The sequence below is a fragment of the Pseudomonas putida genome (genome assembly GCF_028682395.1).
GTDB lineage: Bacteria > Pseudomonadota > Gammaproteobacteria > Pseudomonadales > Pseudomonadaceae > Aquipseudomonas > Aquipseudomonas putida_AB.
This window is the reverse complement of sequence record NZ_JANHLC010000004.1, coordinates 361,180-373,068: the sequence shown is the minus strand read 5'-3', so window position 1 is coordinate 373,068 and position 11,889 is coordinate 361,180. Positions and strand designations below refer to the sequence as shown.

The window sequence follows — 11,889 nt, the reverse complement described above, 5'->3', positions numbered from 1 at the left end:
TCGAGCAAAGGGGGGCAGTCAGATTTGCGGAGGGCCGGGGTAGCCGCAGTGACTCCAGGCACCGGCCTGGGTGTACCAGGCCATCATCACCAGCTGGAGCAAGGAGCCATGGCCCATGCGCAGAAGCGCCAGCCAGCTGTTTTCCCAGCGGTTCAGAAAGGCCCGAATCGACTCGCCGCTGGCGTTTTCCCAACTGCCCCAGATGCCGGTCAGCGGCCCGCGTGTGACCGCCATGCCGAGCACATCGAATAGTTGGCGCGTCAGGGCGAGCATTTGCGGGGACAAGTGATTGAGGTTCACATCCAGGCTGCGCAAGGTGCCCTCGATGGCGGCAGGCATTTGCTCGGTTGCCAGGCTGCCGGCCAGCAGCACCGGAATCAGGGCGCGCAGAAACGGCAGGTCGTTGTCGCGCAATATGGCGAAGCCGTTGGCCGGAACGCTGGCAGAGCAGCCGCTCAGGCTGGCGCCAAGGCCGGCGGTGGCCAGGAAGGCGCTGCCCAGCAGACCGACTTTGAGCAGGCCGCGCCGTGACAGCGCGGGGGATTCAGACAGGCTTGTATGCATTGTTGTTATTCACCTGAACTTTATTGGGGGGAGTTAACGCACGAACAACTTCTGGATCAGCTTTTGGATACCGCTGCCATAAGGTGGGTAGATCAGGCGGGAGGCGTTGAAGCGCTGCTTGATCAGCACGCCCTTGGCCTTGCTGAAGGTGAGAAAGCCTTCGTGGCCGTGGTAATGGCCCATGCCCGAAGGGCCGATCCCGCCAAACGGCATATCGTCCTGGACCACATGCAGCAGGGTGTCGTTGAGGCAGGCACCGCCGGAGTGGGTTTCGTGCAGCACGCGCTGCTGCTCGGCCTTGTTGTAACCGAAGTAGTAGAGGGCCAGAGGACGTGGGCGCTGATTGATGTAGGCAAGTGCCTGATCGAAGCTGGTGTAGGGCACGATGGGTAACAAGGGGCCGAAGATTTCGTCCTGCATCACGGTCATGTCGTCGTTGACGTTCAGCAACAGGCTATGGCCCATGCGCCGGCCCTGGTTCTGCTCGAACAGTGGGACCAGCTGCGCGCCATGAGCTGTAGCGTCGTCGATGTAGCGATTAAGCCGAGCCAACTGCCGGTCGTTGATGATGGCCGTGTAGTCGGGGTTATCCACCAGCGTGGGGTAGAAGCTACGAATGGCCTGTCGGTAAGCCTCGACAAACGCTTCGACGCGGTTCTGCGGGACCAGCACGTAGTCGGGCGCCACGCAGGTCTGCCCGGCATTGAGGGTCTTGCCGAACGCAATTCGCTCGGCTGCGTCCTTGAGCGGCACGTCTGCGGACACCAGGGCGGGCGACTTGCCGCCCAGCTCCAGGGTAACCGGTGTCAGGTTCTCGGCGGCCGCGCGCATCACGTGCTTGCCAATGCTCGTCGCGCCGGTAAACAGCAGGTGGTCAAAGGGCAAGCGGGAGAACGCCATGCCGACGTCGGCCTCGCCCAGTACGACGCACACCAGGTCTTCGGGGAAGACCCGTCCCAGCAATTCCTTGAGCAGCAGCCCGGTGGCGGGGGTGGCTTCACTGAGCTTGAGCATCACTCGGTTGCCGGCGGCTAGCGCGCCAACCAGCGGGCCAATGGCCAGAAACAATGGATAGTTCCACGGCACAATGACGCCGACCACGCCCAGCGGTTGATAGATGACCTTGGCCGAAGCGGGCTGGAAGGCAATGCCGACCCGACGCCGGGACGGTTTCATCCAACCCGCCAGGTGGCGGCTGGCGTAGTGAATGCCGTGCAGGCTGGGCATCAGTTCGGCGAGCAGGGTTTCATCGGCGCTGCGGTGGCTGAAGTCCTGGCTGATGGCCTCAATCAGCGCCTGGCGTTCGTCACTCAGTATCTGGCGCAGGCTCTTGAGCCATTGTCGACGTTGGGTGGCCGGCGGCATGGGGTGGGCGGCATAAGCCTGGCGCTGGAGATCGAAAGCCTGGCGTAGCTGGGACTGGAGCTGCAAGTTCTCTTGTAGAAAGGCGACATCGGCAGACATGGGCAGCTCCTGTGGATTAATTTTTATTTTTAAACACGTGTTCGAGGTTGTAGAACCCAGACGCTGGTTTGTCAACCAGCGTGCCGAAGGATTTTGTCGCGTATGGCATTACCGCTGTTCGACATAAATTCGTAAAATCCTTGACCCGAAAGTTCACTATTTGAATTGATACCCTTATGGCTCCAAGGATGAAAACCAGAGACCGGATCGTCCAGACCAGCCTGGAACTGTTCAACCAACTGGGCGAACGCAATATCAGCACCAACCATATTGCTGCGCATATGGAGATTTCGCCCGGCAACCTGTACTACCACTTCCCCAACAAGCAGGCGATCATCGCCGTGCTGTTCGACGAATACGCAGCATTGCTCGACAGTTTTCTGCACCTGCCGCCCGGGCGCGCCGTGACCGTGGAGGACCAGCGTTTCTATCTCAAGTCCGTGCTGGCGGCGATGTGGGGTTATCGCTTTCTCTATCGCGACCTCGAGCAATTGCTGGGCAATGATCCGGAGTTGGCGATCAGCTATCGGCGTTTTTCCCAGCGCTGCCTGAACCAGGGCCATGCGATCTACAGTGGGTTCGTCGACGCCGGTATCCTGATCATGGACAAGGTGCAGATCGAGTCGATCGTGATCAATGCCTGGATCGTGCTGACTTCCTGGGTACGCTTTCTGGGCACAATGCGTGAAAACTCCACCCATCTCAGCGAGCGGGCAATCAAACGCGGTGTCTATCAGGTGCTGGCGCTGGAAGTCGGTTTTATCGCGCCGGTCGCCCGGGCGGAGATTGACGCATTGATTGAAGAGTTTTACGTGCCCCTGGAGCAAGCGCTGGAGGAAGTGCAGTAGGATCGTGGCATCGCCCCTAAAGGAGACAGTCATGTCCATTGCGCAACTGATCAGCCCACAGGCCCTGGCCGAGCGCCAGCAATCCCCCGGGCTGGTTATCCTGGATTGTCGTTTTGCCCTCGAAGACCCGGATTACGGCCTGCAAAGCTATAGCGAGGGGCATATTGCCGGGGCCCTGTTCGCTGATCTCGAGCGCGACCTGAGCGGCCCCGTGATCAAAGGCGTGACCGGGCGCCACCCGCTGCCCGACGCCGTCAAACTGAACGAGCGGCTGCGTGCCTGGGGCATTAATGACGACAGCGATATCGTGTTGTATGACGATGGCCCCGGGGCTTTCGCCGCGCGCGCGTGGTGGCTGTTGGCCTGGCTGGGCAAGCGCAGCGGCGTGTCGATTCTCGATGGTGGCCTAAAGGCCTGGCACGGCGCCGGATTTCCTCTAAGCCTGGATGCGCCCAGCGTCATGCCGGGTCGGTTCGTGGGGCATGCAGATGCGGGTCTACTGGTCGACGCCCTGGCCTTGGGTCGGCGTCTGGGCCAGCCGGGGCTGACCTTGCTCGACGCCCGGGCCGAGCCGCGCTTTCGCGGTGAAGTCGAACCGCTCGACCCGGTTGCCGGACATATCCCGGGCGCGCGATGCGCGGCCTTCAGTGGCAACCTGGGCAGCGATGGGCGCTTTCTGCCGGCCGCGCAGTTGCGCGAACGTTTTGCCGCCCTTCTGGGCGAGCGACCGGCGGCCGAGTTGGTGGCTTATTGCGGCTCCGGGGTGACCGCGTGTCATAACCTGTTCGCCCTGTGCCTCGCGGGTTATCCGCTGACGCCTTTGTACGCCGGCTCGTGGAGCGAGTGGATCACCGACCCGCAGCGGCCGGTCGCCACAGGCGCCTAAGGTTTCTAACGGCTTTGCGCCTTGGGCTTGTAGGCGCAGTAACCCGGACGCGGGCCGATCTTCGGATGGTTGCGGCACGTGTCCGGGCGCTTGTCGTAGATGGTGCACAGACGGCTCTTGCGGTCCAGGAACAGGCAGTCGTTGTTGCTCATGCGCGTCAGCGTGAAGATTTCCGATTTCTGGTTGAAACGCTCGACGATCCCTTCCTTTTGCAGACGCTTGGCGATGTTCTTCGCCGGGTCGCCGAGTTCGAATTCGTCGACGAGCCCGATGCGGATCAGGTCCTTGACCTTGACCTCTACCGGCAGGGTGCAGCAGCTGGATATGCAGCCACCGCACATGTAACTGGAGTACTTCGCCCAGGTATCAAGACGGTCGATTTCCGCGGCGGCGATCAGGGTGGGTTTCATGGGGCTCGGTTATCCAGGGTGCATCAGGGCGCGCGATGATACCGGGGCTGATGGATTTGTGAATAACCATTTGCCGGTTTTCCCTTTGGGCGCGGCGACGCGGCGTCAGTATCCGCCCGCTGGCGCTTCGGGGTGGCCGGGGAGGGACCGACGAAAAAAACCGCGCAGCAGAGCCGTCGGCTTGTGCTCAAGCGTCTAGGCTCAGACAACTCGTCGTTTAAATCGCTCATCTCGCTCGAGGTCGTATCGATGCTTCAGGAACCGCTTGATCATGACGTGCAGGTGGCGGCTTTTCGGGCCGCCGTGCTAGCCAAACTGACCTACGCGGTGGGCAAGGACCCGGATCATGCGTTCGATCATGACTGGTTCGAAGCCATTGCCCTGGCCGCTCGCGATCATATGGTCGAACACTGGATGGACCACACGCGACAGATCTATCGCAAGGGGCAGAAGCGGGTCTATTACCTGTCCCTCGAGTTCCTGATCGGTCGCCTGCTGTACGACAGCCTGAGCAATCTGGGCCTGCTCGATGTGGCGCGCGAAGCGCTGGTCGACCTGGGCGTGGACCTGGAGCGCATCCGCCTGCTCGAACCCGACGCTGCCCTGGGTAATGGCGGGCTGGGGCGCCTGGCCGCATGTTTTATGGAAAGCATGTCGACCCTGGGCATCGCCGGCCATGGCTACGGCATTCGCTATGAGCATGGTTTGTTTCGTCAGGCAATTGTCGACGGCTGGCAGCAGGAGCAGACCGAACGCTGGCTGGATTTTGGCAATCCGTGGGAGTTCGAGCGCCCGGAAGTGATCTATTCGATCGGGTTTGGCGGTAGTGTCGAGACGGTCCAGGATGCCAACGGCCAGGACCGTCAGGTCTGGTGGCCGGGGGAAACCGTACGCGCGGTGGCTTATGACACCCCGGTGGTCGGCTGGCGCGGCGCCAGTGTGAATACCCTGAGGCTGTGGCGCGCGCGGGCCGTCGAGGATTTGCACCTGGAGCGCTTCAATGCCGGCGATCACCTGGGGGCGGTGGCCGAAGTGGCGCGGGCCGAGAGCATTTCCCGGGTCCTGTACCCGGCCGACAGCACCCAGGCGGGTCAGGAGCTACGCCTGCGCCAGGAGTACTTCTTTGTCTCGGCCTCGCTGCAGGACCTGATGCGCCGCCACCTGAATATGCACGATACGCTGCTGACCCTCGGCGAACATGCGGCGATCCAACTCAACGATACCCATCCCTCGATTGCCGTGGCCGAAATGATGCGCCAACTGGTCGATCTGCATGGCGTCACCTGGGACGCGGCCTGGCAGGTGACCGTCGACACCCTCGCCTACACCAACCACACCCTCTTGCCCGAGGCCCTGGAAACCTGGCCGGTAGGCTTGATGGAGCGGTTGCTGCCGCGGCATATGCAGATCATCTACCTGATCAACGCCCAGCATATCGACGCCCTCAGGGCCAAGGGCATTCACGACTTCGACGTGCTGCGCGCCGTCTCGTTGATCGAGGAAGACAACGGGCGCCGGGTTCGCATGGGTAACCTGGCCTTTCTCGGCTCCCACAGCGTCAACGGAGTGTCCGGCCTGCACACCCAACTGATGCGCAGCACGGTCTTTGCCGAATTGCACAAGTTGTACCCGGACCGGATCAACAACAAGACCAACGGCATTACCTTTCGCCGCTGGCTGTACCAGGCCAACCCAGAGCTGACGGCCATGCTGGTCGAAGCCCTGGGGCCGCAGTTGCTGGACGAGCCGGAGCAACGGCTCGGTGCGCTGGAGGCTTTCGCCGAAAAGGCCGCGTTTCGCAAGCAGTTCGCCGAACAGCGCCTGCACAGCAAGCGGGTGCTGGCGGGCCTGATCCAGGAGCGGTTGGGGATCGCGGTCAATCCGGCGGCAATGTTCGATGTGCAGGTCAAACGGATCCACGAGTACAAGCGCCAGTTGCTTAACCTGTTGCACACGGTGGCCCTGTACCAGGCCATTCGCGCAGAGCCGGGGACTGACTGGGTGCCGCGGGTGAAAATCTTTGCCGGTAAGGCCGCGGCCAGTTATCAGCAGGCCAAGCTGATCATCAAGTTGACCAACGATATCGCCCGGACCGTCAACAATGACCCGACGGTACGCGGGTTGCTCAAGGTGGTTTTCCTGCCCAACTACAACGTCAGCCTGGCCGAGAGCATCATTCCGGCGGCTGACCTGTCCGAGCAGATCTCCACCGCCGGTTTCGAGGCCTCGGGCACCAGCAACATGAAGTTCGGCCTCAATGGCGCGCTGACCATCGGCACCCTGGACGGCGCCAATGTCGAGATGTGCGAACGGGTGGGCGCCGAGCATATGTTTATCTTCGGCTTGAGTGCCGAGCAGGTCGAGGCGCGCAAGCGCAGCGGCGACTTCAGCGCCTCGGCGGAGATTGCCGCGTCCCATCGGTTGAATGATGTGCTGCAAGCCATTCGCGACGGGGTGTTTTCGCCGGACGATCCGGCGCGCTACGTTGGCCTGGTCGACTCGTTGGTGAGCTACGACCGATTCCTGGTGTGTGCCGACTTCGACGCCTATTGGGCCGCCCAGGCCAGGGTCGAGACCCATTGGCACGATGACCGGCAGTGGTGGCGTTCGGCGGTACTCAATACCGCTCGGATGGGCTGGTTCTCCTCGGACCGGACGATTCGCGAATACGCCACGGATATCTGGAAAGCCCTCGAGTGAGCTTATACTGCGCGGCCAACGCCGCTGCGCGCGCGGTTGGCGAAGAGAACGCGGGCATCGGCCAGGGAACGTAAGCATGCAATGGATTTTCGCCGTGGTCGGGCTGTTGCTCGGCTGGATGCTGGATGAATCGCCGGGCGATGCGCTGATTGGCGCCTTGCTCGGCCTGGGCATCGCTCAGGCACTGCGCCAGGCCAGGCTGGAGCGCGAAAGCGCGGCGCAGCAACGGGAGTTGACGGCGACGCGTGCCGAACTGACGACTGTGCTCCAGCGCCTGGATAGCCTAGAGCGCGAGCCTGCGGCCGAGACATCGCCGGCCTTCGAGTCGCCGGCGATGGCTGTCGAGCCAGTGCCGAGCGCCACGGTGGAGAGCGCCCCCGAGCCTGATCTGGTCTGGGAATTGCCGCCCGAGCCCACCGTCGCGGCTGCCACCGTCGATGCCTGGACTGCCAGCCCGGCCAGTTCGCAACCGGCACTTCCCCGAACCCCCAACCTGATCGAGCGCGCCCTTGGCGCCGCACGCGCCTGGCTGCTGGGCGGTAATACGGTCCTGCGGGTTGGTGTGCTGTTGCTGTTTCTCGGCCTGGCGTTTCTTCTGCGCTATGCCACCGAGGGCCTGGTGGTGCCCATCGAGTTGCGTTATGCCGGGGTTGCCGGTTGCGCCATCGGTCTGCTCGGACTGGGCTGGTGGCTACGCAGGCGCAATCGCGGTTATGCACTGATTCTGCAGGGCAGCGCGATTGCGGTGCTGTACCTCACGATCTTTGCCGCGATGCGCCTGCATCCCCTGCTGGAGCCGTCGGCGGGGTTTGGCCTGCTGGTGCTGGTCACGGCTTTTTCGGCGATTCTGGCGATTACCCAGGATGCACTGGGCCTGGCGGCGGCCGCGGCCCTGGGCGGATTCGCCGCGCCGATCCTGGCCTCCACCGGCAGTGGCGATCATGTTGCCCTGTTCAGCTACTTTGCCTTGCTGAACGCCGGGATCTTTGTGATCGCCTGGTTCAAGGCCTGGCGCTTGCTGAACCTGATCGGCTTTGTCGGCACCTTCGGGATCGGGTTTGCCTGGGGCGCGCGGGACTACACGCCCGAGCTGTTCTGGAGTACCGAGCCGTTTCTGGTGTTGTTCTTCCTGATGTACCTGGCAATCGGCCTGCTGGTTGCCCGGCGCAAGCTGCAGGAGTGGCCGGCGCAAACCGAAGAGCCGAGCCGCAGCGGGCGGCTGCGCGGCGCGGCGCGCCAGGGCGATTATGTCGATGGCACGCTGCTATTTGGTCCGCCGCTGGTGGGCTTCGGCCTGCAGTTTGCCCTGGTCCGTCATCTGCCGCTGGGCGCCGCGTTCAGTGCCCTGATATTGGGCCTGCTGTATCTGGCGTTGGCCCGGCCGCTGATGGCCAAGCGAACGCTGTTGCTGGGTGAGACCTGTCTGGCCCTGGGTGTGATTTTCGCCAGCCTGGCGATTCCCCTCGGCCTGGACGCGCGCTGGACCGCGGCGGCCTGGGCGGTGGAGGGGGCAGGGATCTTCTGGTTGGGCCTGCGTCAGCAGCGGCCTTTTGCCCGGGCCTTTGCCTTGCTGTTGCAGGTGGGGGCGGCGCTGGCGTTCCTCTCTGAATTGCGGGTCGGCGACAGCAGCCTGCTGGCCGGCTCGGCCATGGGCGCGCTGCTGCTGGGCGCAGCGTTGTTGTCGAGTTTCTGGCAGTTGCACAGGGCACCCCCCGAGCAGTTGGCTCCATGGGAGCGCTGGCTTGGGCCCTGGCTGGCCGGGGCCGGCCTGATTGGGCTGTATCTGGTGGCACCGTTGAACCTGCTGGCGCAGGGTACGTCCATCGCCTGGGCTCTTGCCGGGCTGGCGACCCTGTTGGCGGGGCTGCGCCTGGGGTCGCGAACATTCCTGGTCACGGCGTGCGCCGTGCAACTGTTGGCGGGCGGGTTGTTTTTGCTGCATTTGCAGGATGGCGCAGGTGATCCCACAGTCTGGTTGATGGCCGGGTGGAGCGGCCTGCTCTGTGGCGGCGTGTTGGGCTTGTGCCTGATGGCCGCGACGTTGTGGATAACGCGCACACGGGGTCATGCCGGAGCACTGCGGCCGTTGGCTCTGGGCCTGTTGGTGGGGCTGGCACTGATCGATCTGGGCGCGTTCCTGACGCAGCATTGGCCGATCGCCAACGGGGTCTGGGTGGCTAATGCGTTGGTGGCTTTCTGGTTGAGCTTGTACTTGCGTCTCTCCATGGGCCGGCTGATGGCAATGCTGCTGCAGATTTTCGCCTGCACGACCCTGTGGCTGGCCGGCGATGAATTGCTGCGGATGATGCCGGGCGAAGGGCTGCGACCGCTGCTCCATGGCGGATTCTGGGCGGCCGTGGCGCTGGGGCTGGCGGCAGCGCTAGGCGCCTGGTACTTGCAACGCTCGCGAACGGCTGCCTTGGGCGGCTACGTCAGGCGGCGCATGGCCCAAGTGATGCTGGCGCTGGGTCTGGCCTGGGGCGGCCTGGCCCTGGCCAGTGAAATCTCACGGTTTCTCGCGCCAGTGCTGCAGACATCGTGGCTGTTGGGCTTGCTGGCCCTTGGCATTGGCGGGTTGGCCTGGTTGGCCAGACGCTTGCGCTACCGCGATCTTGGCCTGCTTTGCACCCTGCTGGCGCCGATTGCGTTGGCGATGCTGCTGAGCGCTTTCCATGCGCGCTACCATCCGGCGGCAAACCTGGGGCTGTTGGCCTGGCCGCTGGTGATTGCCGTGCATTTCCTGGTCTTGCGGCATCTGGCCGGATTGCTCCCGGCACGTGCGCTGGGCATCGCGCATATCTTAGGTTGCTGGCTGGTCTTGACCTTGCTGGCGCTGGAGCTGCGCTATGCCCTGCTGGCGCTGGCCGAGCAATACAATGCCTGGCGCTGGCTCGGCTGGGCCGTGGTGCCGAGCCTGTACCTGCTGCTGATGGCCGCGCCGCGCCAGTGGTCCTGGCCGGTGGCGCGCTTTGTTCGCGAATATCGCTGGTACGCGGCGGTGCCGGTGGCGCTCTGGATGTTTGGCTGGTTCTGGCTGGTTAACGCCTTCAGTGATGGCAGTGCCGAGCCGCTGCCTTATCTGCCGTTGCTCAATCCTTTGGAGCTGGGGCTACTGTTTGCGCTATTCGCCCTGTCTGCCTGGTCGCGCGAAGCCCTGAAGCAGTGGGCAACGGCCCCGGGTTACGTCGCTCGTGGCCTGCAAGGCGTGCTGGGGTTGTCGTTGTTCGCGTTCATCAGTGTGGCGGTGATGCGTGCCGCCTATCAATGGGCCGGGGTGCCCTTTGAATTGTCGGTGCAGTTGGACTCGATGCTGGTCCAGGCCAGTCTCTCGCTGGTCTGGACCCTGGCGGCCCTGGGCTTGATGATCGGTGGGCATCTACGTGGCCGTCGTGAGGTCTGGCTGGCCGGGGCGGTGTTGATTGCACTGGTCGTGGCCAAGCTGTTTTTCATCGAATTGAGCAACCGTGGCGGCATGGCCCGGATTGTGTCGTTTATCGGTGTCGGCGGGTTGTTGCTGGTGGTGGGCTACTTTGCGCCGCTGCCACCAAAGAAGGCGCCGGCCGAATCGGCGAAGACAGAACAAGGAGCGGCTTCTTGAAGAACACCTGGGGAAGGGCCTGGTTGGGGATGATGGGCCTGTGTGCCAGCCTGACGGTGATGGCACAGGACAGTCCGGCGGATTTCAGTGTCCGGCTACCGCTGGTCGTCAGTGGTGCAGGCCCCTGGTATCGCCTGGAGCTGCCCCTGGCGGTGCAACTGAGTGCGCGTCAGAGCGACCTGCGCGACGTACGGGTCTTCGATGCGGCGGGTCAACCCCAGGCGTTTGCCCTGTTGCGCGAGTCGGCGCAGCGGGTGCAAAACCGCGCACTGGACCCGGTAAAGGCCTTCCCGTTGACCGGGCAGGGCGATGCGCCGCCTGCGTCCAGTGTGCGGATCCAGGCTGCCGGCAACGGCACACTGATCGAAGTCAGCCCCGGGGCTGCGGATGCAGCACTGCGCGGCTGGCTGCTCGATGCCAGCGCGATCAAGGCCCCCCTGCACCAGCTGCATCTGGACTGGAGTGGCGAGCGCGAGGGCTTCCAGCGTTTCAGCATCGAGGCCAGTGACGACCTGCAGCATTGGCGGTCGTGGGGCGAAGGCCAGGTGGCTCGTCTGAGTTTTGCCGGTGAGCGGGTGGAGCAGCGTGAAGTTGCCTTGCCCGGACAGTCGGCGCGTTATCTGCGCTTGCTCTGGCCGGCCGGACAAGTGCCGCCGACCACGCTTTCGGCGCAATTGGTCAGTGCCAGCCCCAGCACGCTACCGGCGCCGCTGGCCTGGTCCGAACCGCTAGCGGGCAGTACAGACGGCAATGGCGAATACACCTGGCAACTGCCCGGCGCCCTGGCCTTGGAGCAGGTACGAATCGATTTGACCCAGGCCAACAGCCTGGCGCCGGTCACCTTGTCCGGCCGTAGCGAAAACAACCAGGGCTGGCGGGTACTCGGTCAGGGTTTGCTGTATCGACTGACACAGAATGAACGGGAAGTGGTGCAGGATCGTCTGTACCTGCCCGGGCAGGCGGTCCGCCAACTGAAACTGCAGGTCGATGGGCGTGGCGGTGGTTTGGGGCGCGATGCGCCGCGCTTGAGCGTTGCCGTGCGTGCCAGCCAACTGATCTTCCTGGCACGTGGCGAAGGCCCTTATTCACTGGCCCTGGGCAATGCCACGGCTGCGGCGGCGAATCTTCCGCTGAGCACCCTGATTCCGGACTATCAGCCGCAGCGGCTCGAAGCCCTTGGCCAGGCACGTCTGGACCCCGGAGCGGTCGTGCCGGCAACGGGGGCGGCAGCGCCGGGCCCAGGTATCGACTGGAAGCGTATCGGACTCTGGGCCGTCCTGTTGCTGGGGGTGCTGGCGCTGGGGGGCATGGCCATCAGCCTGTTGCGCCAGTCGAACGCCCAGCCTTGAGCTGGCCAGGCGGAGTCTGTCGGTCAATCTGCAGGCAACTTTGGCCGGTTTCGGACTACGCTCAATCCGG

The 11,889-nt window shown here is 63.7% G+C and carries 8 protein-coding genes; 5 read left to right on the top strand and 3 right to left on the bottom strand.

The genetic code is table 11. The features are described 5' to 3' along the window. Positions 1-18: 18 nt before the first annotated feature. The gene (locus NPS46_RS12915; protein ID WP_274107694.1) at positions 19-564 is read right to left on the bottom strand and encodes a twin-arginine translocation pathway signal protein; all 546 of its coding nucleotides are present in this window, start codon (positions 562-564) and stop codon (positions 19-21) included. 33 nt (positions 565-597) lie between these two features. After that, positions 598-2,028 (bottom strand): coniferyl aldehyde dehydrogenase, encoded by a 1,431-nt coding sequence (locus tag NPS46_RS12910; protein ID WP_274107692.1) that lies wholly within the window; start codon positions 2,026-2,028, stop codon positions 598-600. A gap of 176 nt (positions 2,029-2,204) precedes the next feature. Here NPS46_RS12910 and NPS46_RS12905 point away from each other — a divergent pair, with 176 nt between their 5' ends. After that, complete coding sequence (locus NPS46_RS12905; RefSeq protein ID WP_274107690.1) at positions 2,205-2,876, top strand: TetR/AcrR family transcriptional regulator; 672 nt, start codon at positions 2,205-2,207, stop codon at positions 2,874-2,876. Positions 2,877-2,907: 31 nt separating this feature from the next. Then, on the top strand, positions 2,908-3,762 hold the full coding sequence (locus NPS46_RS12900; protein ID WP_274107688.1) for a sulfurtransferase: 855 nt from the start codon (positions 2,908-2,910) through the stop codon (positions 3,760-3,762). A gap of 5 nt (positions 3,763-3,767) precedes the next feature. Here the strand turns inward: NPS46_RS12900 and NPS46_RS12895 are convergent, their stop codons facing one another. Beyond that, positions 3,768-4,172 (bottom strand): YkgJ family cysteine cluster protein, encoded by a 405-nt coding sequence (locus NPS46_RS12895; protein WP_274107686.1) that lies wholly within the window; start codon positions 4,170-4,172, stop codon positions 3,768-3,770. Positions 4,173-4,421: 249 nt separating this feature from the next. Here NPS46_RS12895 and NPS46_RS12890 point away from each other — a divergent pair, with 249 nt between their 5' ends. The 3 genes from NPS46_RS12890 (at position 4,422) to NPS46_RS12880 (ending at position 11,819) form a co-directional block, all read left to right on the top strand. Then, on the top strand, positions 4,422-6,872 hold the full coding sequence (locus NPS46_RS12890) for a glycogen/starch/alpha-glucan phosphorylase (protein WP_274107685.1): 2,451 nt from the start codon (positions 4,422-4,424) through the stop codon (positions 6,870-6,872). A gap of 76 nt (positions 6,873-6,948) precedes the next feature. After that, positions 6,949-10,470 carry a DUF2339 domain-containing protein gene (locus tag NPS46_RS12885; protein WP_274107683.1) on the top strand — a complete coding sequence of 1,174 codons (3,522 nt, stop codon included), beginning with the start codon at positions 6,949-6,951 and terminating at the stop codon, positions 10,468-10,470. Then, positions 10,467-11,819, top strand: a complete 1,353-nt coding sequence (locus tag NPS46_RS12880; RefSeq protein WP_425312732.1) for a DUF3999 domain-containing protein — start codon at positions 10,467-10,469, stop codon at positions 11,817-11,819. The genes NPS46_RS12885 and NPS46_RS12880 overlap by 4 nt, the downstream gene beginning before the upstream one ends. The last annotated feature ends 70 nt before the right edge of the window (positions 11,820-11,889 follow it).